Origin of the sequence: Parendozoicomonas haliclonae (genome assembly GCF_900174585.1) — a bacterium.
Classification (GTDB): Bacteria; Pseudomonadota; Gammaproteobacteria; order Pseudomonadales; family Endozoicomonadaceae; genus Sansalvadorimonas; species Sansalvadorimonas haliclonae.
Genome location: NZ_FWPT01000002.1, coordinates 374,709 through 401,105 on the forward strand (window position 1 = coordinate 374,709; position 26,397 = coordinate 401,105).

At 51.3% G+C, this 26,397-nt stretch carries 23 protein-coding genes and 1 other RNA gene; 8 read left to right on the forward strand and 16 right to left on the reverse strand.

The window, feature by feature from the left end; translation table 11 throughout:
- Positions 1 to 55: 55 nt before the first annotated feature.
- The 4 genes from gcvH to EHSB41UT_RS04930 form a co-directional block, all read right to left on the reverse strand.
- On the reverse strand, positions 56 to 445 hold the full coding sequence (gene gcvH, locus EHSB41UT_RS04915) for a glycine cleavage system protein GcvH (protein WP_087107402.1): 390 nt from the start codon (positions 443 to 445) through the stop codon (positions 56 to 58).
- A 119-nt stretch (positions 446 to 564) separates the two neighbouring features.
- Positions 565 to 1,650 carry a glycine cleavage system aminomethyltransferase GcvT gene (gene gcvT, locus EHSB41UT_RS04920; RefSeq protein WP_087107404.1) on the reverse strand — a complete coding sequence of 362 codons (1,086 nt, stop codon included), beginning with the start codon at positions 1,648 to 1,650 and terminating at the stop codon, positions 565 to 567.
- 214 nt (positions 1,651 to 1,864) lie between these two features.
- On the reverse strand, positions 1,865 to 3,535 hold the full coding sequence (locus EHSB41UT_RS04925) for an ABC transporter permease (RefSeq protein ID WP_242667235.1): 1,671 nt from the start codon (positions 3,533 to 3,535) through the stop codon (positions 1,865 to 1,867).
- 85 nt (positions 3,536 to 3,620) lie between these two features.
- Positions 3,621 to 4,688, reverse strand: a complete 1,068-nt coding sequence (locus tag EHSB41UT_RS04930; RefSeq protein ID WP_242667236.1) for an extracellular solute-binding protein — start codon at positions 4,686 to 4,688, stop codon at positions 3,621 to 3,623.
- Positions 4,689 to 4,908: 220 nt separating this feature from the next.
- On the opposite strand from EHSB41UT_RS04930, the gene EHSB41UT_RS04935 reads away from it, so the two are divergent.
- Positions 4,909 to 5,817 carry a LysR family transcriptional regulator gene (locus tag EHSB41UT_RS04935; protein ID WP_087107408.1) on the forward strand — a complete coding sequence of 303 codons (909 nt, stop codon included), beginning with the start codon at positions 4,909 to 4,911 and terminating at the stop codon, positions 5,815 to 5,817.
- Positions 5,818 to 5,820: 3 nt separating this feature from the next.
- On the opposite strand, the gene xapA is transcribed toward EHSB41UT_RS04935, so the two are convergent.
- The 4 genes from xapA to ubiH form a co-directional block, all read right to left on the reverse strand.
- Positions 5,821 to 6,666 carry a xanthosine phosphorylase gene (gene xapA / locus EHSB41UT_RS04940; RefSeq protein WP_087107410.1) on the reverse strand — a complete coding sequence of 282 codons (846 nt, stop codon included), beginning with the start codon at positions 6,664 to 6,666 and terminating at the stop codon, positions 5,821 to 5,823.
- Between the two features lie 193 nt (positions 6,667 to 6,859).
- The gene (locus EHSB41UT_RS24710) at positions 6,860 to 7,777 is read right to left on the reverse strand and encodes a hypothetical protein (protein WP_087107412.1); all 918 of its coding nucleotides are present in this window, start codon (positions 7,775 to 7,777) and stop codon (positions 6,860 to 6,862) included.
- Between the two features lie 290 nt (positions 7,778 to 8,067).
- On the reverse strand, positions 8,068 to 9,336 hold the full coding sequence (locus tag EHSB41UT_RS04950) for an FAD-dependent monooxygenase (RefSeq protein WP_242667237.1): 1,269 nt from the start codon (positions 9,334 to 9,336) through the stop codon (positions 8,068 to 8,070).
- Positions 9,333 to 10,604, reverse strand: coding sequence for a 2-octaprenyl-6-methoxyphenyl hydroxylase (ubiH, locus tag EHSB41UT_RS04955; protein WP_087107414.1), 1,272 nt, complete (start codon positions 10,602 to 10,604; stop codon positions 9,333 to 9,335). The genes EHSB41UT_RS04950 and ubiH overlap by 4 nt, the downstream gene beginning before the upstream one ends.
- A gap of 161 nt (positions 10,605 to 10,765) precedes the next feature.
- Here ubiH and EHSB41UT_RS04960 point away from each other — a divergent pair, with 161 nt between their 5' ends.
- Positions 10,766 to 11,926, forward strand: coding sequence for a hypothetical protein (locus EHSB41UT_RS04960; RefSeq protein WP_087107415.1), 1,161 nt, complete (start codon positions 10,766 to 10,768; stop codon positions 11,924 to 11,926).
- Here the strand turns inward: EHSB41UT_RS04960 and pepP are convergent.
- Together pepP and EHSB41UT_RS04970 are read right to left on the reverse strand one after the other, a co-directional pair.
- Positions 11,923 to 13,242 (reverse strand): Xaa-Pro aminopeptidase, encoded by a 1,320-nt coding sequence (pepP, locus tag EHSB41UT_RS04965; protein ID WP_087107417.1) that lies wholly within the window; start codon positions 13,240 to 13,242, stop codon positions 11,923 to 11,925. The two genes, EHSB41UT_RS04960 and pepP, sit on opposite strands and share 4 nt — an antisense overlap.
- Positions 13,242 to 13,844, reverse strand: coding sequence for a UPF0149 family protein (locus EHSB41UT_RS04970; protein WP_165767153.1), 603 nt, complete (start codon positions 13,842 to 13,844; stop codon positions 13,242 to 13,244). The genes pepP and EHSB41UT_RS04970 overlap by 1 nt, the downstream gene beginning before the upstream one ends.
- 140 nt (positions 13,845 to 13,984) lie before the next feature.
- Between EHSB41UT_RS04970 and EHSB41UT_RS04975 the strand changes: the two genes are divergently transcribed.
- The 4 genes from EHSB41UT_RS04975 (at position 13,985) to ssrS (ending at position 16,343) form a co-directional block, all read left to right on the forward strand.
- Positions 13,985 to 15,403, forward strand: a complete 1,419-nt coding sequence (locus tag EHSB41UT_RS04975) for an alkaline phosphatase (RefSeq protein WP_087107421.1) — start codon at positions 13,985 to 13,987, stop codon at positions 15,401 to 15,403.
- 127 nt (positions 15,404 to 15,530) lie between these two features.
- Positions 15,531 to 15,740, forward strand: coding sequence for a TIGR02449 family protein (locus tag EHSB41UT_RS04980; RefSeq protein ID WP_087107423.1), 210 nt, complete (start codon positions 15,531 to 15,533; stop codon positions 15,738 to 15,740).
- The gene (locus EHSB41UT_RS04985) at positions 15,737 to 16,051 is read left to right on the forward strand and encodes a cell division protein ZapA (protein ID WP_087107425.1); all 315 of its coding nucleotides are present in this window, start codon (positions 15,737 to 15,739) and stop codon (positions 16,049 to 16,051) included. Before EHSB41UT_RS04980 ends, EHSB41UT_RS04985 begins: the two co-directional genes overlap by 4 nt.
- Before the next feature lie 106 nt (positions 16,052 to 16,157).
- A non-coding RNA gene (ssrS, locus tag EHSB41UT_RS04990) (6S RNA) lies at positions 16,158 to 16,343 on the forward strand.
- A gap of 47 nt (positions 16,344 to 16,390) precedes the next feature.
- Here the strand turns inward: ssrS and EHSB41UT_RS04995 are convergent.
- Entirely contained in the window at positions 16,391 to 16,882 is a 492-nt protein-coding gene (locus tag EHSB41UT_RS04995) for a bacteriohemerythrin (protein WP_087107427.1), read from the reverse strand.
- 284 nt (positions 16,883 to 17,166) lie between these two features.
- On the opposite strand from EHSB41UT_RS04995, the gene EHSB41UT_RS05000 reads away from it, so the two are divergent.
- Positions 17,167 to 18,249, forward strand: a complete 1,083-nt coding sequence (locus EHSB41UT_RS05000) for a protein kinase family protein (RefSeq protein ID WP_087107429.1) — start codon at positions 17,167 to 17,169, stop codon at positions 18,247 to 18,249.
- A gap of 201 nt (positions 18,250 to 18,450) precedes the next feature.
- Here EHSB41UT_RS05000 and EHSB41UT_RS05005 read toward each other — a convergent pair whose 3' ends face one another.
- From EHSB41UT_RS05005 to EHSB41UT_RS05025, 4 genes are all read right to left on the reverse strand, one after another.
- On the reverse strand, positions 18,451 to 19,281 hold the full coding sequence (locus EHSB41UT_RS05005; protein ID WP_165767154.1) for a ThuA domain-containing protein: 831 nt from the start codon (positions 19,279 to 19,281) through the stop codon (positions 18,451 to 18,453).
- A 30-nt stretch (positions 19,282 to 19,311) separates the two neighbouring features.
- Positions 19,312 to 21,009, reverse strand: coding sequence for a GMC oxidoreductase (locus EHSB41UT_RS05010; RefSeq protein WP_087107433.1), 1,698 nt, complete (start codon positions 21,007 to 21,009; stop codon positions 19,312 to 19,314).
- A gap of 12 nt (positions 21,010 to 21,021) precedes the next feature.
- The gene (locus EHSB41UT_RS05015) at positions 21,022 to 21,645 is read right to left on the reverse strand and encodes a gluconate 2-dehydrogenase subunit 3 family protein (protein WP_087107435.1); all 624 of its coding nucleotides are present in this window, start codon (positions 21,643 to 21,645) and stop codon (positions 21,022 to 21,024) included.
- Between the two features lie 379 nt (positions 21,646 to 22,024).
- Positions 22,025 to 23,413: a tryptophanase gene (locus EHSB41UT_RS05025; RefSeq protein ID WP_087107439.1), complete on the reverse strand. Its 1,389-nt coding sequence runs from the start codon at positions 23,411 to 23,413 to the stop codon at positions 22,025 to 22,027.
- 371 nt (positions 23,414 to 23,784) lie between these two features.
- Between EHSB41UT_RS05025 and EHSB41UT_RS05030 the strand changes: the two genes are divergently transcribed.
- Entirely contained in the window at positions 23,785 to 24,396 is a 612-nt protein-coding gene (locus EHSB41UT_RS05030; RefSeq protein WP_087107441.1) for a 5-formyltetrahydrofolate cyclo-ligase, read from the forward strand.
- Between the two features lie 402 nt (positions 24,397 to 24,798).
- Here the strand turns inward: EHSB41UT_RS05030 and ilvA are convergent, their stop codons facing one another.
- Positions 24,799 to 26,313 (reverse strand): threonine ammonia-lyase, biosynthetic, encoded by a 1,515-nt coding sequence (ilvA, locus tag EHSB41UT_RS05035; protein ID WP_087107969.1) that lies wholly within the window; start codon positions 26,311 to 26,313, stop codon positions 24,799 to 24,801.
- Positions 26,314 to 26,397 lie beyond the last annotated feature (84 nt).

Consider the following 26,397-nt stretch of genomic DNA (forward strand, 5'->3'; position numbering starts at 1 on the left):
TTGATATTCTGGGTGATAAAAGGAAGCCCCATACGGGGCTTCTCAGTGTTTCTTATTATTCGTCGTCGCAGATGGCAGCGTAAGCGTCTGCGTCCAGCAGCTCATCCAGCTGACCGGCTTCGGATGGCTTCATACGGAAGAACCAGCCTTCGTTATATGGGTCGCTGTTCACCAGCTCAGGCGCTTCTTCCAGAGCTTCGTTGATAGCAACAATCTCACCCGCGATTGGCGCGTAGATATCGGAAGCGGCCTTCACAGACTCAACCACACCGGCTTCATCTTCAGAACCCAGGTTGGAGCCTACTTCTGGCAGTTCAACAAATACCACGTCACCCAGAGCTTCCTGGGCGTGGTCGGTAACACCGATGGTCACCGTGCCATCTTCTTCAAGGCGAATCCATTCGTGGGATTTCACATAACGCAGTTCTGCCGGGATATTGCTCATTGCCAGTTCCTCACAGGCTTAATGTGTATAACTCTTTATCATGAAAATGCCCCCGCAGTTTATACAAAGGGCACTTTCTATTCATAACTGTTTAAAGCTTGAATAATCACGCAGCGTGATTATTCAAAAACTTTCTTGCCGTTGCGAACAAAAGACGGCTTGATCACGCGAACATCGACGAGTTTGCCACGCATTTCAACTTTTGCATTGTCTCCGGTACCCGCCGGAACACGCGCCATGGCAATGGAGTGGCCCAGTGTTGGCGAGAAGGTGCCACTGGTAATAACACCTTCACCAATACCATCCACAACCACTTTCTGACCATGACGAAGTACACCACGTCCTTCGAGCACCAGGCCGACCAGGCGATCCCAGCCCTTGCGCTCACGGATTTCAGACAGAGCCTTGCGGCCAATAAAGTCACGATCCGCAGGTTCCCAGGCAACACACCAGCCCATATTGGCGGACAGTGGAGTGATGGTGTCGTCCATATCCTGACCGTAAAGGTTCATACCGGCTTCAAGGCGCAGGGTATCGCGGCAGCCAAGACCGCAAGGCTGAACACCGGCTTCCGCCAGGGCGTTCCACAGAGCTTCGGCTTCATTGTTCGGGAGGGTAATTTCCAGACCATCTTCACCGGTATAACCGGTACGGGCGATCAGCCAGCCTTCGCACTCCTGACCTTCAAAGATTTTCAGATCACGAATAACGGCAGCTTTGGCAGACGACAAGGCATTGGCAGCCAGCTCACGGGCTGCCGGGCCCTGTACGGCCACCATGGCCACATCCGGTTGTTCTTCCAGAGTGACATCAAAGCCTTCGACCTGCTGATTCATCCAGGCCAGATCTTTTTCGCGGGTGGCACAGTTCACCACAACCCGGTAACCCCAGGCCATGCGATAAACAATCAGATCATCAATAACACCACCGTCGTGATTGAGCATGCCGCTGTACAGCGCCTTGCCATCAAAACCGAGGCGGTCAACATCATTTGCGAGGAGGTAACGAAGATAGTCGCGGGCCTGAGGGCCTTTGACATCGAGAGCTGTCATATGGGAAACATCAAACATACCGGCCTTCTGGCGTACGGCATGGTGTTCTTCAAGCTGGGAACCATAATGCAGTGGCATATCCCAACCACCAAAGTCCACCAACTTGCCGCCCGATGTTTCATGAACATTGAACAGAGAGGTACGGTTACCCATTCACAGCCCCCAAAAATATTTCCTAAGCGTCCTGATTATGAACGACATTAGCTTGTTGTTATTGGCGTACTCTCATTTCCCGATCTTGATCAGGAATGTACTGCTGTACGGTTAGAAATTTAGGGCCATTCTAAAGGTACACATTGGTTAACTCAAAGCACATTTCAATATTGTTTTGATATGTGCCTTGTTAACTGCTCTGAAATGAGGAATTTCAGGTCTCAATTCTGGAACGGCGGATTAACAAAATAACGGGAATCAGTCCGGCAACAATCAAACTAATTGCTGGCAGTGCCGCACGTTCCCACTCGCCTTCGGCGGTCATTTCATGGATACGCACCGCAAAGGTGTCCCACCCAAACGGTCGCATCAACAAAGTGGCCGGCATCTCTTTCAACACATCAACAAACACCAGCAGCATGGCTGTCAGCAAACCGGGCATAACCAGAGGTAGATAAACACGACGGGCGACTGAAGCAGGTTTGTGACCGAGAATACGCGCGGCTTCATGCATGGCCGGTCGTACCCGCTCAAAGGCTGCAGAAACAGGTTTCAGGGCAACAGCCAGAAAGCGAATCATATAAGCCAGCAGCAACGCAAAAAGGCTGCCCAGTAAAAGCTGCTCCGCCGGCAAACCCAGCCACTCTTTCACAGGAATGATGAGTTCATTATCCAGAAAGCCAAACAACATCATCACCGAGACTGCCAACAAAGAGCCCGGCAGGGCATAACCAATATTGCCGGCCTTTTCGACAAAGCTGGTAAACCATCCCGGCTGGAAACGTTTGCCCAGAATGATCATACAGGCCACAGCAACCGTAATCAGGGCGGCACTGCTGGACAGAGCAAGGGTATGAAACAACAACTGCCAGTAGCGAGTATCAAAGTCCTGCAGGGCATCGGTGATGACCCAGTACAACAACTGAATAACCGGCAGAACAAAAGCCAGGGCAAATATCAGACAGGAAAAGCCTGTTGCCAGCCACGCTTTCGAGCCAGACAACCTGTGCCGCTTATTAAGTCGCTGCCGTTCACTCTGGCTCAGGCCTACCTGCCCTTTGAAAGACTTTTCAAACATCAGAATCAGCACAATAAAGGCCAGCAACAATGTGGCCAGCTGCGCTGCCGCCTGCAGGTTAAAGAAACCAAACCAGGCTTTGTAGATCGCAGTGGTGAAGGTGTTGTAATTAAACACGGAAACCGTACCGAAATCGGCCAGTGTTTCCATAACTGCCAGTATCACACCACCGGCAATAGCAGGACGTGCTACTGGCAAGGTGACTCGAAAGAAGGTTCGCCAAGGGCTCATGCCCAGAAGCCGGGAGGCTTCAAACAGTGAACGACTCTGCCCCTGAAAGGCGCCACGGGCGAGCATATAAACATAGGGGTAGAAGACCAATACCAGAATAGCGATCACGCCAAAGGGCGTGCGGATATCCAGCCAGGTAAAACCTTCGATATTGTTCCGCATCCAGCCCTGCAAAGGGCTGCTGAAATCAAACAGACCAAGATAGACAAATGCCAGCACATACGCGGGCACGGCAAAAGGCAACATCAGAGCCCATTCCAGCCAACGTCGTCCGGGGAAATCACAAAGGGAAATCAGTGCCGCCAGCGAGGTGCCCAATACGGTAACGCCAACGGCTACACCGGCAACAAGAATCAGAGTGTTGCCAATCAATTCAGGCAGCTGGGTAGACAGCATATGCTGCCAGATCTCCACCTGCACATCGCGCCAGCTGAACAGCAGGCTGCCAACGGGAAAAAGTATCAGCGCAGTTATCAACAGGCCAAACAAGGTCACAGGCCAGGAATAGTTGCCCTGACCGGACAGCATCCGTCGCGGAAAAGACTGCGTTGATGGGGAACTGGGCTGCGCGTTCATCGGGTCTGGCTTACATACTGGTTATTATTTAGACGACAAAGCCGGACCATTTCTGATCCGGCTCTGCAGATAACCACGATGGTAATTACTTATAGCTGACCTTGTCCATCAGCTGAATCGCACGTGCCTGTTTGGCACCGGCAGCCGCTACGTTCAGATCGTCAGCCCGGAACTCACCCCAGCTGCCAACAACATCAGAAGGCTGGCTATCGGCTTTGGCCGGATATTCCATGTTCATATCAGCGATAATGCGCTGAGCTTCTTCGGTGCTCATCCACTCCAGGAAGGCCTGGGCACCAGCCGGGTTGCCGGCATGGCGAGTAACGCCAGCACCAGAAATGTTTACGTGAACACCGCTGCTGTTCTCACCTTCTGCAGACTGGTTGGCCCAGAAGACTTTCAGGTTGGTGTCCGGGTTCTTCTTCTGCAGACGACCGAAGTAGTAAGTATTTACAACGGTGACATCACATACGCCAGCGGCAACGGCCTGCATGGCTTTAGTGTCATTGCTGAATACTGGCGCGGCAAGGTTATTTACCCAGCCCTGTACAACCTGTTCGGTCTTCTCTTCACCCAGACGCTCGATCATGGTGGCAACCAGAGACTGGTTGTAAACCTTCTTGGAAGTACGCAGGCACAGGCGACCTTTCCAACGGCTGTCAGCCAGATCTTCATAACCTACCAGATCGCTCTCTTTCAAACGGTCAGAAGCGTATACCAGAGTACGGGCACGTACAGACAGACCGTACCAGTCTTTCTGTTCGGAACGCAGGTGAGCAGGAATATTGTTCTCCAGAACGGTGGATTCAACCGGCTGCAGCAGGTTCTTGCTGCTGGCCTGCCACAGGTTGCCGGCATCAACAGTGATCAGCATATCCGCAGGTGTGTTCTGGCCTTCGGTTTCCAGGCGGGCAATCAGAGGGCCAGCCTTATCGGTGATGTAACGGATCTGGGTACCGGTTTTGGCGGTGTACTGCTCAAACAGAGGCTTGACCAGATGTTCCTTACGAGAGGTGTAGATAACCAGTTCATCCTGCTCGCCTGACTTAACAGCCTTGCCTTCATGCTCAGAGTGAGCAGAAACATTGACTGAAAATGCAGCGACAGCAGCTGCCAGCATACCCGTTGTCCACAGAGCCAGTTTGGCTTTCATAGTGCCCCCCACAGATGCATAACTAATAAAGACCATTTATTTTGTGCAAATGCTAACTATTCTCATTAGTCTTTGCAATCAGGTAGATAGTGATTTTTTATTAGCACCAATAAAGAACCTACTTTATAGACGACACTTTTTAACTGTTTTGATTTAAAACACACAAGGATGGCAAAGGCCGCCGCATAATAACCAGATCCAAACCGACACTCTCTTCCTGATGAATAACCTTATCCTCAGCGGTCGTATTACCATCCGTATGTTGAAGTACTTTCTGGCCGTTGCGGACAATCAACATTTTGGTAAAGCGGCAGAGCAACTGAACGTCTCAAAGCCACCGCTGAGCACCAAAATCCGTGAACTGGAAGAGGTATTGGGAACAACTTTGTTTCTGCGAGATTCCCGTAACGTTCAATTAACAGCAACAGGCAAGCTGCTAAAGGAAGAGTGTGACCGCATCTTTGCGTTAATGGATTCATCCATAAACACCATTATCAAAGCGGAACGCAGCCAGAAAAATATTATTAATATCGGTTTGGTCAGCTCAGCTTTCTGGACCAACTTTCTAACCGATATTTATGACTTCCAGAAAAGTTACCCATCCTATGAATTTAACTTTATTGAGATGTCACCAATGGAACAGAAAGAGAATCTCTTAAACAATACGATCGATATAGGCATCGCCCGTCATGCGGATTGCTGGAACATTCACCCTTTGTCTTATTCTTCGATCACCAGCGAATCCATGATGGCAGCTCTCCCTGACAATCATCGTCTGAAAAGCCGCAAGCGCTTAAGCCTTGTTGAGCTGAAAGATGAAAAGATGGTGGTAATGTCGCGCAGTCAGTCCAGTCAGACACAACTGGTTATCGAATCCTGTCAGGCTGCAGGTTTTCACCCGATGATCCACCATGAAGTCAAGGAACCCCACACCATGTTGGCCTTTGTGACAGCCGGGCGTGCCATTGCCATCGTTCCGGCCTCCTTCAAATACCACAAATGGAAGCATGTTCGATTTATTCCGATAAATGAGCAGATTCCTGCCGGGCTGGTTGCGCTTTATAACAAAAGTGGCAGCTCACCGGTAACCGAACACTTTCTTGATTTCATAACCAGCCGGCAGGAATAAAATTTAGCTCGGGAAGTGATGCCCCATAAAGGCTTTAATCAGATTGATCATTTTTGGCTGGGCCAGCTTTGCACATTCCAGTGTCTGCTCATGGGACAACACAGTATCACCCAGTCCTTCTGCCATATTGGTAATGGCGCAGAAGGCCATGGCCGGCAGACCACAATGAGCGGCTGAAATAATTTCCGGCACCACCGACATGCCCACCACATCACCGCCGATAATCTGCATCATGCGTATCTCGGCAGCAGTCTCAAAGTTAGGGCCGGTGTAGGAAACAAAGACACCCGGCTCAACATCAATACCCGCTTCGCGAGCGACACCAAACGCTTCTTCACGCAGCTGTTTATCATAGGCATTGGCGAGGCTAAAGAATCGCGGGCCATATTCCTCATCATTTTTGCCGCACATTGGCGACTCTGGCATGGTGTTGATATGGTCGTGGAATATAACCACCGAGCCCACACCAATACGCTCAGGGCGCAGAGAACCTGCCGCATTGGTGGACAACATAAATTCACAACCTAACAGCTTGAAGGTTCGTACAGGCGTGGTCATGACTTTCATGGAGCGATGCTCGTAATAGTGGCCCCGCCCTTTCATGCACATCACTTCCACACCATTCATCGTGCCAAGAACCAGTGTTCCGGAGTGACCTTCAACGGTGCTGACCGGGAAGCCATCCAGTTCCTCATATGGAATCTCAACTTTATCGTCCAGCTCATCGGCCAGTACGCCAAGACCGGAGCCCAGAATAAACGCCGCTTTCGGCTGAAAGCCTGCCTTGTATTTCAGAATGGTCGCGACAGCATTTTTCGGAGCATCATTTTTGATAGCAGAGCTGCTCATAAGCGGATTACACCAAAGCGTGAGGGGGATGATTCCGGCAATCTAACCAAACATTGAAGAGAGCAGAATTTCTATTGTGGAATGGATTGTTCTGAAAAAGAGAACAGTTCAGCCAGCACTCTAATTTCTTGACTTCCAAACGCAAAAAAGGCGACTTGCGCCGCCTTTCCTGAACACTCTATGCCGTTGCGCCTTACTGACCCGGCATTGGTGGAGCCATAGGATCCATCATTCCCGGCGGCGGCATCATCCCATCCATTCCAGGCATTCCTTCCATACCTGGAGGCATGCCATCCATACCCGGCATACCCTGCATCTGTTCCATAACCTGATTGACCGATTCACGTACTGTATCAATCATGGCCTGGAAGCCATCGTTAAAGCCCCGGTAGAACACCTGAATAGATTTCGGCGTATCGGAATCCGGCTCATCAATGGCCTTCTTGGCACCTTCCTGCGGAGTCGATTCACCGCCGAACAGTGACTCCATGGAAGTTGGCAGAGTCAGTGCGATCGCACGACCGGACATATAGCCATTGATATAGGTGCCCCGCAGAACCGCATTGGCCGGAGAACCCAAGCGTGAAGAGTTGTAAGCGTTGGCAGCTTCACACCAGCGATCACGGTATTCGTTATCGGTCTCTTCGCCTTCACTGCACTCGTATTCCACGATGCCAATTGCATCCAGCACACTGACATAGCCGCTTTCGTAACCTGCGGCAGCCAGCGGTCGGGTCTGAAGGTTTTCAATCGCCGGATCACGGGCCTGCTGGGCATCAAGGGCACCCAGCTTCCAGGCATTGATAAATTCATCACGGGCAGAGGAGCCCTCATCGAAGTGTTCGCTCTGGCTCCAGGCTTTCAGGCCCAGACACCAGAAACGTTTGTCGGCGGTCATACCGGAAGAGTCATCACAGTTATAACTGGTGGTGGCGGATTCCGGCAGAATATCTTCAATCGTAACCTGCTCAACAACATCACCCTGCTGCTCTGCCGCTTTCTGGCTGGCAACAGTCTTACTTTTTTTATCCTGTTCGCTGCAACCCTGCAGCATCGTGATCGTCAGTGCTGTTGTCAGAATTGTTATAACAACGGCCTTCACCGTTTTCATCCCTGAGGCTGTATTCCTGAATAAACTCATATCAGTACCTCATATCTCTGAACTCCAGAGCGTTACGCAACCCGGCGACTCTTTAGCCATTCGCTCTGATTAGCAATTAGCTCTGAGATGGCAGGCACTGGCGCTCTCCCCCACCGCAAGCAGCCAGTTGGCGGCTGAAAGGGTATCTTGGCACCCAGTTTGGACGCGCGGGGGGAAATATAGTTCAAAGCCCGGAGGGAGCCCGGGAATCGCCAGTTGCAGTGGAAATTCCCGGATAATGAGTAGGGATATAGAGTCGATTACAAAGCGCGGCGAGAGCGGGCCAGCTCAGGGAGATCGCCCTGCATCCCCATGGCTCGGGTCACAATCTCTTCTTTCAGGAAGGGCAGTTTATCGACCAGATTCAGACCACTGTTCCGTAGCCAGCGTACCATTAAATTATCGCTATGGAACAATCGCTCCAGCCCCTCCATAACACCTGCCATGGCCAGGTTATTGCCTTCACGGCTGCGCTGGTAACGATCCAGCACACGATCAGAGGCAAAGTCTTCACTACGCTCACAGGCATGATCGATTTCATAAGCCAGAGCGGCTACATCCAACAGCCCCAGGTTAGCGCCCTGACCGGCCAGCGGATGGATAGTGTGGGCAGCATCACCCACCAGCACCACATTGTTACGGTGATACTGACGGGCATGGCGCTGCCGAAGCGGATGACAATAACGTTTGTCCGTACCGACAATAGCGCCAAATTTATATTCCATCCCGATCGCCAGCTCCCTGCAGAAAGCTTCGTCATCCAGTTCCATCACCCGCTGGGCTTCATCGGGAACCAGTGACCAGACAATGGAACAGAAGTGACGGCCATCACTGGAAGACGGTAAAGGCAGGAACGCCAGAGGGCCAGTATCGAGGAAGTTCTGCCAGGCCGTCTCCTGATGAGGCTTCTCCAGCTCCACCGTGGTCACAATGGCGTGATGCAGATAATCCCACTCACGCATAGGAATACCGGCCCAACTACGAGCTCGGGAGTTAGCGCCATCAGCAGCAATCACCAGCTTTGCCGTTAAGGCCGTTTTATCGCCCAGCAGCAGACGTACCGGTGCCCCTTGTTCTTGTCCGCTGTCGATTTCCAGCTTCTGCACATCCACGCCACTTAAACGATGGACAGATGTCTTTTTCAGCTCACTTAACAGTGCGCCACGAATAATACTGTTCTCAACAATATGCCCCAGCCAGGGCTGACCATACTCACCGGCCGAGAAGGCAATATTGCCTGTGCCATTGGCATCCCAGACTTCCATCCCCTGATAAGGGCTGGCACGCAGCTGTTCAATCAACGGCCAGGCACCCAGATTATTCAGTAAATGCCGAGAGGCTTCTGTCAGCGCGCAAACCCGCGGATCAAAGACAGTGTCCTGCACATCGGGAAGTTCCGGTTCAAGGCTGCCGCCATCCACCAGCGCAATATTTAATGTATTGCTACCGGCATTCTTTGCCAGCGCCAGAGCCATGGCCGAACCGGCGATGCCGCCACCAAGAATGACAATATCGAAATCACGCATCATTGTGCCTGCTCTCCCTGTCGGGCATGACTGCTGACGTTCTGCTGAAAGCCTGTATTCATCCCCTGACTCAAACCCATGGCCTGCCGGGCAAACCGGTTTTTAATCGGATACAACAGATCCATAGCCACCAGACCAAAATTACGGGCACCAGCCAGTGCCACATTGTTGTTTGAGAACAGTCGTACAACCTGATCACTGAAACCAATGGTCTGCTGCTGATCTTTTTCCCGCTGCTGCTGATAGCTTTTCAGTACCTCAAGACTGCCGGGATTCTTTTGTTGCTCGATAGCCTCAGCCAGTGTGCTGATCAGCGTCTGCACATCCCGCAAGGAAAGGTTAAAGCCCTGTCCGGCTACCGGATGCAGACTATGGGCCGCATTCCCGAGTACCACCAGTCCCGGGCGAACCTGTTCCCGAGCCGTTTTCAGAGCCAGCGGATACGCAAAGCGTTCACCGACCTTTTTAAAGCGCCCTACACGGTAGCCAAACCGATCCTGCAGCTCAGCCAGAAAGTCTTCATCCACCAGCTCTAAACGCTCATCGGCCAGTTGTTCCGGCATCGTCCAGACCAGTGCACAGTCACCGCCCGGACGTGGCAGAAGCGCCATAGGACCTTCATCGGTGAAACGCTCATACGCGACACCATTGTGATGCTTAGCGGGAGTAATATTGGCGACAATCGCCTTCTGGCCATATTCAGCCACATCGCTCTCGATACCCAGCTTCCTGGAGAGGCCTGAACGGCCACCATCCGCAAGGATCACCAGAGAGGCATTGAGAATTTGCTCACCACCTGGAGCATCAAGAGTAAGAGTGCTGTCGTCCACTTCGGGGAGAATCTGCTTCACACTCACCGGACACAGCAAATCAATTCCTTGAGTCGCTTTCACATCAGACAAGAGCACCTGCCCCAGCCAGCTGTTATCAGCGACATAGCCCAAAGCAGGAACACCATGCTCATGGGCATGCATACGCGCCACACCAAAGTGACCACGGTCAGAGACATGAATATCAAGAATCGGCTCAGCGGCCTGACTGATTGCATCCCACAACCCAAGGGAAGCAAAGATATCTTTGGCGCCAGCAGAGAGAGCCGAAGACCGGGCATCATAGCTAGGCTGCCAGGTTCCGGAGGATTCTTCCGGCAGATCAACCGCTTCTATAACAGCAATACTTCGGGATTCCGGCAGAGCACGGCGTAACCCCAACGCCAGCGTCGCTCCAACCATACCTCCGCCCACAATCACAATATCGTATCTGGCCTGCATACCCAGCCCGCACCCTGTGGATATTCTTTTGTTGGGCACAGTTTACTCCTGACAGTTCCACTGACCAAACCCTTAGCGCATCTGACTGTTACCCAAAGCTGACGGGGTGCTGGTGTCTATAAAGCACAACCACATGTCTGGAGCCACCATTTGGAAGCATCATGGCCAGCCGCATTTCTATTCCACAGGGCGTTAAACGCACTTTCCGCGAGCGAGAGAAGGCTATTCCTGATCAGCAAGACTGCCTGAAGAAAGCCCGGGTTCTGCCGGTTTATCCAGACTCCGGCATTCGTCACTGGAACCTGTGGCCATTGTTCAAAAAACCAGAGTTCAGCCGTCAGCTGACGGAGGCCATTGTGGAACGACTCGATGCCTCCAGGGTGCATGCCTACTTCAATAATGGTGGCGAGATTGATCATCGGGATGCTGCCGGTAACACCCCCGTGCATCTATTGGCGATACATCACGGCCATTGGCAACAAGACAAAGCACAGCTGCAAAACCTTGAAACCGTTGCCAGTGAGATGATGAGTTTTTACAACCCGCTTGAAGCTTTGGAAATCTGCCAACAAAGAAATAACCAGCAGAACACACCTTGGCATGAGCTGATGAAGTTTGGTGATCCGGGCAAACGACGCTCCCAACAGAATGAACTGTCACCAGCTGCGAAAATACTTATTAAAGTCTTTCTGCATGCTGCGGCTTCCCCTCTCTATGCTGGGAAAGCCAAAGAGCGTGATCAATGTCCGGCGATTGCACTGCTCCCAAAACTGACCGATGAGTTGGAACTGATCTCCCTGATCGTGAAATATGATCAGGATCTGAATCTCCGTTTCCAGCCCGGTGCCAATCCGGCGGTGCAGCTGCGCTATCCGAACCTGATCGTGGCCTGTATACGACTGCATTATCCTGCCGTGCTGCAGCAGCTATTGATATCCGGAGCCAGCTGGACTGAGACAGAGAATCACCCAGCTCATATTGCCATGGAAGATATCCGTTACTGGCCCCAACTGCATGACCCGCGCCAATGCGCCAGGGTTCTCTGCGACTGGGCCATTACCCTGAAAGGCTCGGAGTTATGCTTTGATCTGATCAGTGTGCTGAATTACTGGGAAAAGCAGAGACTCTCCGCAGGCCCAGAAAAGATACAGGCGCTGAGAGAGTGCATGGAACTGTTGCTGAATATGATTGAACGACATAACACCGCGATCACCTGTCGCAGTGAAGATATTCAGGATGGGGCGTACACAATCAGCGAAGGGTTGCAGCTGCTGCTCCAGAGGCGGTACACCCACCTCTGGAGCCTGTACCGAAAAACTTAACGGCTTGCGGCCATCAAAGCTTCAATCTCGGCAACTGTCTTGGGTGCTGCGCTGGTCAGATTCTCGTAGCCGTTTTCCGTGACCACAAGATTATCCTCAATACGGATACCAATACCACGCCAGCGGGCTTCAACCTTGTCGTTATCCGGAGCTATATAAAGCCCAGGCTCAACGGTCAGTGCCATACCCGGCTGGAAGGCAATCGGGTTGCCGTCAGTCTTATGCAGACCAACGTCGTGCACATCCATACCCAGCCAGTGACCAGTGCCGTGCATGTAGAAGTCTCTGAGGGCACCATCCTTAATCAGCTGCTCTGGTTCACCTTCGAGAAGTCCCAGCTCAATCAAACCTTCAACCAGCACATTACAGGCCGCTTTATGGAAACCGTCCCAAGGCTTGCCGGGGGCGATCTCGGCAAACGAGGCTTCCTGCGCTTTCAGTACCAGCTCATAGAGAGCTTTCTGCTCTGGTGAGAAACGACCACTTACCGGGAAGGTGCGGGTGATATCCGCAGCATAGTGATCCAGCTCACAGCCAGCGTCGATCAGTACCAGATCTCCGTCTTTCAGTTCACAGTCATTCTCGGTGTAGTGAAGAATGCAGGCGTTTTCACCACTACCCACAATGGTGGTATAAGCCGGGGAGCGGGCACCACTCATGGCAAACTCATGCTGGATCGAAGCTTCCAGCTGATATTCCATACCGCCTGCACGACACTCTTTCATCGCACGGGTATGAGCACGGGCGCTGATCTCACCGGCGGCACGCATCACGGCAATCTCTTCATCGGATTTGATCAGACGACGCTCATGAATCAGCGCATCACGATCCTGCATCTTTGGCGGTACAACCTTGCCCATACGTTCCGCACGACGCAGGTTGTTCATCCAGCCCCACAGGCGCTCATCAAACTCTTTGTCCTGCCCGGCTGTGTACAACACGGTTTCACGACCATCGAGCAGATCCGGCATATGCTTGTCGAGTTCATCAATCGGGAAGGCTTCATCAAAACCAAAGTTATTAACAGCGCCTTCCTGACCGGCTCTGCGACCGTGCCAGGTTTCCATCAGCGGATCACGACGACGGCAGAATAATATTGCTTCGCCTTCTTTCCGGCCGGGAACCAGAACCAGAACAGACTCAGGCTCGCCAAAACCAGTCAGATACCAGAAATCACTGCTTTGCCGGAAAGGGTATTCACAGTCACTGTTGCGCACCTTCTCGGTAGCAGACGGCAGTATCAGTACACTGCCCTCCCCCATGTTTTTTACAAGTTCATCACGTCGGGCTTTGAATGTTGTTTTCGCTATTTTCATTAATGAACCGAATGTTGTTCCTGTTGTTCTTTTTTATCCTGGCTGTCCTGAAACTCGTTAAACAGCATCAGGGCCGCCATACGCACATATTCACAGACTTCAAAGAAGTCCTTTTCAGATTCTTCACTCTCTTCCAGCTCATCAGTGGAGACCAGGGAAATCTGGGCCAGATCGGTAATCACACCGGAGGCTTCTTCCGAGAGTTTGTCACGGGCAATACCGGCCATGCCGAAACCGGAGATAAAGCCTGAACACCACTGCCCCAGAGCCTCGGCCCGCTGACCAACGGTCGTATCCGCTTCCGGCAGCATGGGCTTGAAGGAAAGATCTTCTGAGTCCAGATCAGCCAATACCACATCATAAAGATCAACCAGGCCGGAGCGCACATTCACCGGCAACTCTTCCGCACAGGACATCTGGCTGGCCGCAGCATCAAGCCAGCTCTTCTGGCTTGGGCGCAACCCGGCACACAGCTGGCCACACAGAAGACCATGAAGCTGGGAAGGGGAGGTAAAGGAGCGGGCCTCAACAAAAAGGTCGCCCAGCCGGTCAAAGCTGAAACCCACGCCCTGTGAGCTGTCCGTAGAGTCGGTGTCCTTCATAATGGGAATCTCTGCAATGTATGCCGGCAGTTTACCGCAGAATACGCAAAAATGATCGGGAGAGTGTCTGCCATCGAGTGATCTGATAGCATCCATCTGCCCGATAACAAAAACAAAGACTGCTGAACGCATCCAACACTATGCCCAACCGTAAGCTTCTTCCCTGCCTGTTCTCTCTGTTTCTTGTGATGTCTGTTGGTCTTGTACAGGCTGCCAGCAATGAACGGCCAAAGCCTCGTAACGTCATTCTTATTATTGGCGATGGTATGGACGATCATCAGATCACCCTGGCCCGCAATTATCTGGCCGGTGCACAGGGCAAGGTGACTCTGGATGAAATGGCAGTACGGGGCAGCGTGCAGGTGCTGACGGTGTCGGATAGAGACCCGAACAAAGCCGTCTATGTTGGAGATTCAGCCAATACCGCAACAGCCATCTCAACCGGTACCGCCACCAGCCGTATGCGTATCGCCACTTCTGCTCAAGCAGACAAAGACCTGACCACCATTGTTGAGCTGGCTACACAACAGGGCTTTAAAACCGGCATCGTCACTACGGATAGTGTCACCGGCGCTACCCCAGCGGCTTTTGCCAGCCATGTCAGCCTGCGGTTCTGCAAGGATCCCACCCAGATGACTGGAGCCAAGGTCTATGACCGGATTCCATTCCACTGCGAGCCGGATATGAAACGCAATGGCGGGGCAGGTTCCATCGCAGAACAGCTGGCGGCCAGTGATCTTGATGTACTGCTAGGCGGCGGACAGAAATACTTTCAGCATAAAGGCGAAGATTCCAGCCTTACGATTTTGGAACAGGCCAAAGCCAATAACTTCCATCTACTGACTAATTCCAGCGAACTGAGCAAGCCTCAGCCTGACCATAAAAAGCTGCTGGGACTGTTTCACGAGAAGGTATTCCCGGTACAGATGATGGCCGAGCATGAGCGTGCCGCTGAACAGCCTGACCCGAGCTTTCTGAATTACTTCCATCGCTATCTGGGCAGTGTTGAGTTTCCTGAGCCAGCAACCTGTGTTTCTAACCCTGCAGCCCAAGCAGTCCCGACGCTTAAGCAGATGACGACAGCGGCTCTGGACAAACTCTCCCACAACAATGACAAAGGCTTCTTTTTGATGGTGGAATCCGCTTCCATCGACAAAGAGTCCCATATCCGTAAACCCTGCGGACAGATTGGCGAACTTGAACAGTTGCTGGAAACGGTAGAGCTGGCGCGCACCTTTGCTGATACCAATCCGGAAACCCTGATACTGGTGACAGCCGACCATGGTCAGGCAGCACAGCTGGTACCCGATGGTTCCATGTACAGTGCGTTGAATGTGCCGGTCTATTCCCCCGGGCATATCGCCAGGGTTATCACGCCAGAAGGCAGTGTGATGGCAGTTAACTACGCCACCAATACCTTTGTCAGCGAAGAACACACCGGTGTAAACGTTCCTTACTTTGCCAACCGGCAATTACCGGAACCTTTGCCTACCATGCTCCGCCAAACCGAATTATTCAATGTTATGACCGGGTTTATGGGCATTCATACGCCGCAATAACACATGCCTGAATTATGCAGGTTATAAAATTTATTCCAGCTATCAGTAAAAGTCTGTCGCTTGTACATGACTGTCTGTGCAAGTGACGATATATTTACTGTTAAAGGATCAAAGACTGCCACGATTCATGGAACCCAGCGAACTTAACGAACTCAGTTGCAAGATCGAGGATCTTATAACTCTCTGTGAAAGGCTCCGCAGGGAAAACCAGCGACTACGCTCCAGCGAACAGCAATGGAAGCAGGAACGTGCCCAGCTCATCGACAAGAACGATGCGGCACGTATTCGGGTAGAGGCAATGATTGGTCGCCTTAAGGCTCTGGAGCATGAAGCATGAGTACCGACAAACTAACGACGACAGTCAACATTCTGGACAAGGATTACCTGATCAATTGTCCATCAGAAGAAGAAGCGGCCCTGCTGGAGGCTGCCCGCCATCTGGATAACCGTATGCGGGAGATTCGCAGCTCCGGCAAGGTGATTGGCATTGAGCGTATTGCTGTGATGGCCGCACTGAATATCGCCCATGAAATGCTCACCAGAGGCAGAAGGAATATTGCCCAGAACTCCGAAACCCAGGAGCAGATCAATTCCATGCTGGAACGGCTGGATGGCGCCCTCGGTGAGAACCATGAGCTGAAGTTCTGACAACACCCGTCAAGACGCTCAGATTCGGAAATCCCTTAGCCCTCATAACGATTAGTCATAAAAATGGGGTGGCTGACACCCCATTCCTGCCGATATAATCACTCGTAGTTCCCTGGCCTGTACGCCAGCTCAGTAACGTCCCTGAGGCTTTGATTACATACCCAGGTGGCTCCTAGTGGATGTCAGGCGTGCATGCCCGCCTCGAGCGGGAAGCCCAAGGCATCTCAGCAGCCACCACCTTGAAAGCAACGCTTTCAAGGGCCACGCCGGGCAGCGGCAGGGTGGGGGACTACTTCTTTTCTTTCCCGTTTTTTCTTATTTCACGACCATCGTCAGTGGTCAGTGTTTCACCAGAATTTCAGCAAAAGCCTTACGGTATTCCCGCTTACTTCTTCTGGCCTTTATAAGAAACGGCGCCAGCAGCATGTCGTCATCCAGAACATGGCGGATGAAAGCATTCTTCATATAGAACATATCACCACGGACACACTCTCCGGATTCGAGCTTCACCTGCAACTTTTGGCAAAGCCTGAAGAAATCGACGTGCTCGGCCATATGATGTTCGCTGTCTGGAAAATCCAGGATCCGCATTAAAGCATCTTCCACCAGTGCATGCTTATCAGCTTCAATCATAAACTTGTCGAAGTGTTTGAGGATCTCTTCCTGGCAGGCACTGCCGCACTCACACAAACGGTGCAGATGGTTAATTTGCATAATCAACTCTTCATGCTGCTCATCCAGAACATCAATTCCGAGTCTCATGTCTTCTGATAGGTGAAGAAGTTCTCTGACTTCCTGAACACCCGCCTCCATGGCTGGATCTTCACTCATAGCGCTTCAACTTCCCAGATGCTACAGAGGTACGCTCTCTGTCGTGCGGTGGTTAACCGGCTGAGTATCACTCCATTCGGTAAAATTACCTATGACGCCAATCAAAACTCCCATCCAACAAAAGCTAATCAATTTCTCCCTTACAAAAAAGGTGAACCAGATCACATATTAAGGTGGGTTCTCAATGAACAGTGTCAGCGCAGCTGACATCAGAGTCAGGAACCATAACGGCGCTGGAGAATCAAAAGGAGAAGCCACTCTCAGAGCCAGCAAAGGATTGCAGCATGATGGTTCAGCGTCACAGCACCGGTGAGACCAGCCCCACAACAGGGCAAAAAACCTGTTCAAACTCCTTCAAGACACCGAAAAAAGGCGCTCTTGAGCTGGTTGTTGAAGGTTATTTTAAAGATCACCCAGTTACTCTTCTGGCTCAACCTCAACAATGGCTTATTTTACGGGATGCCGGTAAAGAGATTGGCCTGTCGCAATCCCAGCGCCGTGACACCATTCACTATGCCTGCCACGAAGCACCGGTTTTAAGAAATTTGGGCAGAGGCAGCTTTGCCAACGTTCAGCAGATTCCATCACGGCAGGTATCCGGCACCACGCTCGCACTGAAAACCTCACAACGAGACGACAGCAGGCCTGTTATTTTTTGGGGATCGCTGAAAGAGGCTCGTTTGGGTATTCGTCTTGACCACCTTAACTTAGTTAAAGTTTTCGGCTATGAAGCCAATAACTCGTCGGTCAAACTGGTGATGGCCTTTTATCCACAGAGTCTGGATACCTTATTAAAAACCGGACGACTAGATGCAGATACTCGACAATCCATCGCCAGTGATACGATGGAAGGACTGCTCTTTCTTCATAGCATGAATATTCTTCATAACGACCTGAAGCCTGCCAATATTCTTATTGATCGTAATGGTGTTGCCTGTCTGGCAGATCTTGGTATGTGCTGCGCAGTGGATAAACCCGATTCCATTGCTCAGGCAATACACTATATGGCGCCGGAGCTTTCTTTTCCGAAGACAGGATCACAACAGCCCGGCGAAACCCCAGGTGCCCACAACCCGCATTCGATCACTTCTGATATCTTCGGTCTGGGCTTTGTTCTGGCCTGTGTGTACGGAAACTTCAGCTATCTGAAGGCCTGGGCAATCAATCCCTACTCAGGCGAACTGGTTATCCTTCTCCCCTTGCCGGAAGCTCTGCCAAGATCTGATCGTCAGGGGCAAGCTGTCGCCCAAAACCTGATAATTCCGGCACTGCACCCGGCCCCAAAAGCCAGACCGCAATCTGTGCTCATCATGAAGGCTGTTTTTGGGTATATCTATCCGCCTGAATCGGCAAAGAAGCAGCAGTAAACGAGGGTTTTATCCACTTACCCACAAAATCTGTGCATAACCCTGTGGAATTGTTTTACAGGCCTTGGCATTTCTGAGAGGAAGTAAAGTCAACTGCATTTTTCAAAAATCAGGACAATTCCCAACGGGTCGGTTCACAGCGAAAAGTCTCACAAACATTTACGCTGAAAACCGACAAATCATCACGACTATTTCTGACAATCAGTTCTGCAAAAGCCAGTGCATGGCGTTTTCCAGGAAGGTCTGATAGAGCGGATCATCATAAGCTTCAGCCTGATGCCCCAAGGCTGTGTAAAACACCTTGCCGCCTCCAACAGTATGGTGCCAGACCAACGGGTGATCTGCTCCCATCTTCAGCGCTTCAGGTACGTCATATTCTTCTTCATCCACACGGATCAGAATATTCGCGCCGTTGTTACGCGGGTTATCCTCAAAGCTGTACCACTCTTCATTCCAGGCAACACGCTCAGGCATATGACGGGTGGCAGGGTGCTTGCGATCTTCAACAATCAGGTGAGCATCACGAAACTGCGGGAACATCGGATGTGCCGTAAAGCGTGCCTTGATCATCTGCTCCGGGAACCAGCCCCACTTATACTCTGGATTCCCGCCAGTACCGTGAAGTCCCAGGAACTTACCACCTGCCTCCATATAACTGCGCAGCGCTTTGCGCTGATCGTCCAGCAGCACATCGCCGGTGACATTGTTCCAGACGACAATATCAAACTGCTTTAGCTGCTCAGGGTTATGCACAGCCCCGTTTTCCGTAATGAAAATATCCCACTCATTCTTCTCGGCGAAGGACTGCAGCAACTTTTCCGCAGCGGGGATAGCTTCCAGATGGCGGAAGTTATTGGTTTTGGAAAACACCAAAACCTTAACTGTGTCTTTTAACTCTGGCAGCTCCGGTGCAGCAGTTTCATAGACCGGCGTTTTAAACACCTCATAGCGCCAGAGTTCGTAAAGAACATACCCACCAACAAGCACTGCCAGCAGTGCCAGAACACCAAGACTCCATTTGATCGTTTTCATTATCATTGTTTGGTACGTCTTATTCTTAAGTTAAATAACACCAGCTTTGATTTGCTTCACCGCATAATCACAGGCTCTTGCAGTAAGAGCCATGTAAGTCAGCGAAGGATTTACACACGACGATGACGCCATACAGGCACCATCTGTCACAAACAGGTTGGGAACATCATGGGACTGGTTCCAGCCATTAAGTACCGAGGTATTCGGGTCTTTCCCCATCCGGGCCGTTCCCATTTCATGAATCGTATGTCCGGGAACACTGAGCTCTGTGTTGGTCATCATATACACGGCACCAGCCGCCCGAAAGATATCCACAGCGCTTTGCTCAATATCCCGGGCCATCCGGTGTTCGTTGTCGCCATAGGCCATATCTATATGAAGCTGGGGAATGCCAAAACGGTCAACCTTGCTTTCATGCAGGGTGACCTTGTTACGGTGATCCGGAAGAGTTTCCCCAAAGATTCCGAGATTCCAGACCCAATAAGGCGACGGCTTACGCAGACTGTCTTTCAGGCCAGCGCCAAAGCCTTTCTGGTTAAACTGGAAACGCCAGTCAGGACGCACAGCATCGGCCTGAATACCAAACCCACGCAGGTAAGACTCGCCCTTGGCACCCGGAAGATTTTTATAACGGGGAATATAAGTGCCGGTTGGCCTGAATCCTTCATAGTAGTGATCAAGACGGTCAGCAAAGATACCCACATGCTGGATCTTAATATGATCCATCAGATAATGGCCGAGTGTGCCACTGGAATTACCCAGCCCATCAGGGAAATAAGCCGATTGAGAGTTCAGCAGAATCTGGGTTGAACCTAACGTGGAAGCACAGAGAAAAACGACTCTGGCCTGAAAAGTAATAACCTCTCTGGTTTCGGCATCAATAACCCGCACCCCGGATACACGGTTGGACTTTGGATCATACTCCAGTCGTTCCACAACACTGTTGGGCCGCAAGGTCATATTTCCCGTGGCACGGGCAGCGGGGAGTGTCGAACTCTGGGAGCTGAAATAGCTCCCGGTTGAACAACCCCGGGGACAAGGCCCGCAATAATGACAGGCAGCGCGGCCATTCAGATGCTCTGTCAGAATGGCCGTCCGTCCCATAGTCATGGTCAGCTCCGGCATATTCTCCTTCAACCGGGCCTTGATCGTCTTTTCCAGCGCATACATGGGCATAGGCTTCTGGAATTCACTATCCGGCAACTCATCCAGGCCTTCCGCCTGCCCGCTGATTCCGGCAAACAGCTCCACATAGCTATACCAATCTTTCAGGTCGTCATAACGGATTGGCCAATCGGCACCATGGCCGTCTTCAGCATTAGCTTCAAAATCCTGGGCACTGAAGCGATAGCTCTGCCGTCCCCAAATTAACGACCGTCCACCAACACCATCCGCCCGAATCCAGCTGAAAGGCTTATCTTCCGGATACTGATAGGGATTCTTGTGGTCATTATTGAAAAAATGTTTGGTCGTCGCATCGAAGGCATAACATTTGCTCTGCACCGGGTATTCGGATTGATCAGAGCTACGGTCTGCCTTATCACCAAACGGCACCTTCCAGGGAGGTGTATGCTCGCCCACATAATCCAGACCATGCTGAATATCCCGGCCACGCTCCAACACCAGAACCTTAAGACCTTTTTCCGTCAGCTCTTTCGCAGCCCAACCACCGGTGATTCCGGAGCCCACGACAATGGCATCGTATTTCTTGTTTTGATCAGCAATCATCAATGGGCATCCTTACATCAGACGGATAGTGGACCAGCTGCTTTCATCCGTTCCCAAAGCCAGCTCACCATCAAAGCGGCCAGGCATTGGGTTATGCCGCAGCACATCTTTGGCCCCGGCTTCAGATGAGAAAAAGCCGAAGATAGTCAGCTCCTTGATCTGGCAGATAAACGGCGCCTGCGGCACAAAGTCCCGCACGACATTACCAAATGCATACCAGTCCGAATCCGAGGCATCACTCTCAAGCTGCTCCAGCAGATCTTCCCGTTCGCCTTGTGTTAAATCCACAAAGGATGTCTTGTGGGTTGCCTGACTCAATATCTCCAGCTGATCCAGGCCTTGAAAAAACACCGCTCGTTCATCGTCAGTCAGCCACTCTGCCACCATGTTTTCAAGAAAGGCGGGGACACCGGCATCAATAGCGCCCGGGGTATCGGTACGTGGAAGAATGGTTTCAGCTATAACGGAAACCAGCTTCCGCTGCTCAACGGTAAACGCCTCGCTCTTGAGTTCCGTGATGGCAGGACCGGACATTAAAGGAGAGGAGTCTTCAGCAAGTAAGCGGGTGACTACAGAGGTTGCAGCAACGCCACCAGAGAGAGTCAGAGCATTGATAAGAAAACGACGTCTATCCATCAGACACCTGCCGTGTTGAGTTGTTTTTTCAGAAGTCGCTGACGCCTGGAAAAGATCAATATGCCAGGCGCAATGCTGAGAGCCAGAGAAACTGGCGTGAAGTATTCCCACCGGGGCAGATACACAGCAGCCGCCTTAAATGCGGAATAGCCCCAATAAAGGAAATCAAACTTAAGCAGATGGTACAGCTCGAAGAACAGCGTACTTATTGGTGTCAGCAGAAGTTGCAGAAAGATAAAGACCCCACAACTCCAGATGAGTGCCGCCGGCAGAGGCGCTATTTTTTTCATTATTATTTTTACATCTGAGTTACGCAGGATAATGCTATCAGCTTATCCTGCGCAGTGGGAGTTACTCAGATGGAGCTACTCAGATAAAATCAGGCAACAAGCCTTAAACGTGCAGTGAAATGACGTAGGACCGGAGGCTCATAGTCGAAGGTTAATCCCTTGATCTGATCACGGCGCTGGTAAACAGCAATCAAGGCATCAGCGATATAATCCATATGGTCATTGGTATAGACCCGACGCGGGATGGTCAGGCGCAACAACTCCAGTTCAGAGGGTTTCTGCTCCCCCGTCACAGGATCACGCCCCAGCAACAATGAACCAATCTCTACCCCGCGGACACCGGCTTCCAGGTACAACTCATTAGCCAGCGCATGAGCCGGGAACTGATCACCCGGAATATGAGGCAGCATCAAGCGTGCATCCACAAACACCGCATGACCGCCGGTCGGATACTGGATCGGCACACCAGCTTCCCGCAGACGCTCGCCAAGATAAGCCACCTGACCAATCCGGTAATTCAGAAAATCTTCATCAGTTCCCTCTTCCAGACCGATAGCCAGAGCTTCCATATCACGACCAGCCAGACCGCCATAAGTCACAAATCCTTCCAGTGGAACACAGCGGGTACGGGCCTCCTGAAACAGTTCCTGATCATCCTTAAAGCACAGCAGACCTCCGATATTCACCATCGGATCTTTTTTGGCAGACATGGTCAGCATGTCGCCATAGCTGTACATTTCAAAGATGATTTCCTTGATCGATTTATCGGCATAACCGGCTTCACGCTGTTTGATAAAAAAGGCGTTTTCACAGAAACGGGCAGAATCAATAACCACAGGAATCCCATGCTGACGGGCAATGCCGCTGACAGTACGGATGTTTTCCATGGAGATAGGCTGGCCGCCAGAACTGTTGCAGGTGACCGTGATAATAATCGCGGCCACATTCTCTGCACCGTTTTCAGCAATCGTTTGTTCCAAAGCCGGAATATTAAAATTACCTTTCCAGTCATGGTAAGCCATGGTGTCCAGAGCTGCTGGAGTGAGTACATTAATAGCCTTGGCACCATTTAACTCGACATGGGCGGCGGTGGTATCAAAGTGATAGTTGGAAATAAACACCGGCTTGTCACTGCCACAGCGCTGAATCAGGCAGGGGAAAAGTACCTGTTCCGCTCCTCGCCCCTGATGCACCGGAATAGTGTGTTCATAGCCAAACAACTCCTTCACCTTATTCTCTACGTTATAGAAGTTGCGGCTACCGGCGTAGGATTCATCCCCCATCATCAAACCAGCCCACTGGCGGTCACTCATTGCGCCGGTACCGGAGTCGGTCAGCAAATCGATATAGACATCTTCACTGCGCAGAAGGAACGGATTATAGCCGGCGTCCTGCAAGGCTTTCTGTCGATCCTCAAGGGTAGTCATGCGGATCGGTTCAACCATTTTTATACGGAAAGGTTCCGGGATACGTTTCATAGCTCTCACCTGAAAATAATCAGTCAGTTAAATCAACAAATTGGTCAGGCAGTGATCACTGCCAGGCAGATCAGCATTGATTCAATGGGCAAATCAATTGCGTTCTGATTGATTCAGGAGGGCGTTAGAAATGAAGCTGAAAGGCGGAGCGGGACTCGTCAATGACAAACCAGCGCACGCTTCTGTTTTGATCAATTAATAGAGTGCACATAATCATTCCTGATTAAATTCCGATGCTGCCAGTCTTTGGCTCAACAGCAAACAGATTCTGACACAAGTAAACAGATCAACCAACGGATAACCCGGAATTATCCAGATTTCAGTGTAGAATGAGGATAATCCTTCATAACCAAGAATCGCAGGCTCATGCTATGCCCGCCTCGAAAACCAGCAAACAACAACTGAGGAAGCAGCTCAGGCACAAACGAAACAGCCTGACATCGGGCCAGCAGCACCAAGCTGCATTAGGTCTGCAAAGGATTATATCGGCACAGCCGGCATGGATACGAAGCCAGCATATCGCGGTTTATATCGCCAATGATGGAGAGATTGATCCCATGCCGCTGGTGAAGCAGGCCTGGAAAGAAGGGAAAACAGTCTACCTGCCGGTGCTGGAACCGTTGCAGTCGGGGAAGTTGCTGTTTCTGCCCTGGAGGCCGGATACGGTACTGGTCAATAACCGTTATGGAATTCCGGAGCCCACGCTGAGAAGGCCCTATCGATTCCGTTATCGCCCACGTCCGGCCTGGGCTCTTGATCTTGTTTTACTCCCACTCACCGGCTTTGACAGCTCCGGCAAACGGATGGGAATGGGAGGTGGCTTCTATGATCGCACCTTCGCTTTTATGAAAAACGCAAATGCCATCAACAAGCCATTCCTTGCCGGCCTGGCACATGAATGCCAACGGGTCAGCAGGATTCCTACCGACAGCTGGGATATCCCGCTCTCGGCGATTTATTCTGATCTCAACGTCTATCCATGACTCCCGAAAAAGACAACTCTATTTGTGGATATTCCTTATCCACCAGGCTCTACGTCATCCCAATATTTGGGCGGTCGCCGTAGTCACAACACCCAAGGCAAACACAATCATAATCAAGCTGGCGGGGTCGACTCGTAACATCTATTTCTCCAGGTTTACGTCTTCGCCTGGCTCCGTGCCTTGCTTTTTGTTCTTCCCTGTATTGAATGATCAGGAAGCGGATCTGTGCTTCCAACCTACTTACGACAGTTTACTCATACACACAAAAATAAACTGTCGTACATCAATCTCTTACTCATTCTATGCGAAACAGAGTGACATTTTTGTGATCTCCCACAAAAAACGCTCACATACTGATCAAATAAAGCACAATTCGAGTACTACTCCCCTCGATAAAAGGCATTAGCCAAGAAACAGTTTGTAAGCACTGTTTCCGCTCTCTTCCCAATAGTGATAACCGATCTCTTCCAGATACTCAGGTATCTTACCCCGCTCGTTTACCGGCACCTGAATACCCACAATTACCCGCCCATAAGCTGCACCATGGTTACGGTAATGGAACATGGAGATATTCCAGTGGGCACCGACCTTATTCAAAAAGTTCAGTAGAGCCCCCGGACGCTCAGGGAACTCAAAACGATAAACAACTTCGTCGTCCACTTCCGGCGCATGGCCGCCAACCATATAGCGAACATGCAGCTTGGCCACTTCGTTCTCGGTAAGATCTTCCACCGGGTAACCAGCTGAGCGCAGATCATCAATCAGCTGTGTCCGTGTATCTGTTTCCGGATTCACCTGAACACCAACAAAGATGCTGGCATCCCTGTTATCGAAGTAGCGATAGTTAAATTCGGTGATATTGCGCTTGCCGATCTTTTCACAGAAGTGGCGGAAACTGCCGGGGCGCTCAGGAATGGTCACAGCAAGAATGGCTTCCCGTCCCTCACCAAGCTCAGCGCGCTCGGAGACATAACGCAGACGATCAAAATTAATATTGGCCCCACTGGCAATGGTCACCAGATTCTGCCCGGAGATCTTTTCCCGCTCGACATACTTTTTCAGACCAGCCGTTGCCAGGGCGCCGGAGGTTTCTGTGACCGAGCGGGTATCATCAAACAGATCCTTCACCGCTGCACAGATTTCATCTGCTGTGACAGTGATGACTTCATCAACACAGTCCCGACAGACTTCAAAGGTCTTTTCACCAATTTGAGCAACTGCGACACCATCAGCAAACAGCCCGACCTGAGGCAGAGTCACCCGTTCACCGGCATCCATAGCCGCCTTCAGACAGGCTGACTCTTCATATTCAACACCGATTACCAGCGTATCCGGACGCAGGTACTTAATATAAGCCGCAACACCGGCGATCAAGCCACCGCCACCAACGGGAACAAAAACCGCATGAAGATCGCCGGAGTGCTGGCGCAGTATCTCCATGCCAATCGTGCCCTGCCCGGCAATGGTGTCAGGATCATCGTAGGGATGGATAAACGTCAGCCCTTCCTGGTCTACCAGACTCAGGGCATAGGCCAAAGACTCAGGGAAGCTGTCACCATGCAGAACCACTTCACCACCGTGTGAACGCACCCCTTTAACTTTGATATCCGGCGTCGTCTTGGGCATAACGATAACAGCCCGAATGCCAAGCTTTTTGGCAGAGAGCGCAACACCCTGGGCGTGATTGCCGGCGGACGCACACACCACACCTTTCTGAAGATCTTCAGGTGAAAGCTGGGCAATCTTGTTATAGGCACCACGAATTTTGAAGGAGAAGACTGGCTGCAGGTCTTCCCGTTTGACCAGTACGGTATTCTTCAGACGTTCACTGAGGAAGGGGGCGGCATGCAATGGGCTCTCAACGGCTACATCATAAACACGCGACTCGAGGATTTTCCTGATGTACTGAGTAGGCATAATCATCTGCAGTTGTTCTTATTACTGTCCGGCTGCTGTGCAATGCTTCCGATGTCTGACTTCCATTGTACGCAAGTCAGACGA

What these genes read in the sequence shown, in the direction of transcription:
- gcvH (WP_087107402.1), bottom strand. Translation starts at nt 445, where the DNA reads ATGAGCAATATCCCGGCAGAACTGCGTTATGTGAAATCCCACGAATGG.
- gcvT (WP_087107404.1), bottom strand. Translation starts at nt 1,650, where the DNA reads ATGGGTAACCGTACCTCTCTGTTCAATGTTCATGAAACATCGGGCGGC.
- EHSB41UT_RS04925 (WP_242667235.1), bottom strand. Translation starts at nt 3,535, where the DNA reads ATGAACGCGCAGCCCAGTTCCCCATCAACGCAGTCTTTTCCGCGACGG.
- EHSB41UT_RS04930 (WP_242667236.1), bottom strand. Translation starts at nt 4,688, where the DNA reads ATGAAAGCCAAACTGGCTCTGTGGACAACGGGTATGCTGGCAGCTGCT.
- EHSB41UT_RS04935 (WP_087107408.1), top strand. Translation starts at nt 4,909, where the DNA reads ATGAATAACCTTATCCTCAGCGGTCGTATTACCATCCGTATGTTGAAG.
- xapA (WP_087107410.1), bottom strand. Translation starts at nt 6,666, where the DNA reads ATGAGCAGCTCTGCTATCAAAAATGATGCTCCGAAAAATGCTGTCGCG.
- EHSB41UT_RS24710 (WP_087107412.1), bottom strand. Translation starts at nt 7,777, where the DNA reads ATGAAAACGGTGAAGGCCGTTGTTATAACAATTCTGACAACAGCACTG.
- EHSB41UT_RS04950 (WP_242667237.1), bottom strand. Translation starts at nt 9,336, where the DNA reads ATGATGCGTGATTTCGATATTGTCATTCTTGGTGGCGGCATCGCCGGT.
- ubiH (WP_087107414.1), bottom strand. Translation starts at nt 10,604, where the DNA reads ATGCAGGCCAGATACGATATTGTGATTGTGGGCGGAGGTATGGTTGGA.
- EHSB41UT_RS04960 (WP_087107415.1), top strand. Translation starts at nt 10,766, where the DNA reads ATGGCCAGCCGCATTTCTATTCCACAGGGCGTTAAACGCACTTTCCGC.
- pepP (WP_087107417.1), bottom strand. Translation starts at nt 13,242, where the DNA reads ATGAAAATAGCGAAAACAACATTCAAAGCCCGACGTGATGAACTTGTA.
- EHSB41UT_RS04970 (WP_165767153.1), bottom strand. Translation starts at nt 13,844, where the DNA reads ATGAAGGACACCGACTCTACGGACAGCTCACAGGGCGTGGGTTTCAGC.
- EHSB41UT_RS04975 (WP_087107421.1), top strand. Translation starts at nt 13,985, where the DNA reads ATGCCCAACCGTAAGCTTCTTCCCTGCCTGTTCTCTCTGTTTCTTGTG.
- EHSB41UT_RS04980 (WP_087107423.1), top strand. Translation starts at nt 15,531, where the DNA reads ATGGAACCCAGCGAACTTAACGAACTCAGTTGCAAGATCGAGGATCTT.
- EHSB41UT_RS04985 (WP_087107425.1), top strand. Translation starts at nt 15,737, where the DNA reads ATGAGTACCGACAAACTAACGACGACAGTCAACATTCTGGACAAGGAT.
- EHSB41UT_RS04995 (WP_087107427.1), bottom strand. Translation starts at nt 16,882, where the DNA reads ATGAGTGAAGATCCAGCCATGGAGGCGGGTGTTCAGGAAGTCAGAGAA.
- EHSB41UT_RS05000 (WP_087107429.1), top strand. Translation starts at nt 17,167, where the DNA reads ATGATGGTTCAGCGTCACAGCACCGGTGAGACCAGCCCCACAACAGGG.
- EHSB41UT_RS05005 (WP_165767154.1), bottom strand. Translation starts at nt 19,281, where the DNA reads ATGAAAACGATCAAATGGAGTCTTGGTGTTCTGGCACTGCTGGCAGTG.
- EHSB41UT_RS05010 (WP_087107433.1), bottom strand. Translation starts at nt 21,009, where the DNA reads ATGATTGCTGATCAAAACAAGAAATACGATGCCATTGTCGTGGGCTCC.
- EHSB41UT_RS05015 (WP_087107435.1), bottom strand. Translation starts at nt 21,645, where the DNA reads ATGGATAGACGTCGTTTTCTTATCAATGCTCTGACTCTCTCTGGTGGC.
- EHSB41UT_RS05025 (WP_087107439.1), bottom strand. Translation starts at nt 23,413, where the DNA reads ATGAAACGTATCCCGGAACCTTTCCGTATAAAAATGGTTGAACCGATC.
- EHSB41UT_RS05030 (WP_087107441.1), top strand. Translation starts at nt 23,785, where the DNA reads ATGCCCGCCTCGAAAACCAGCAAACAACAACTGAGGAAGCAGCTCAGG.
- ilvA (WP_087107969.1), bottom strand. Translation starts at nt 26,313, where the DNA reads ATGCCTACTCAGTACATCAGGAAAATCCTCGAGTCGCGTGTTTATGAT.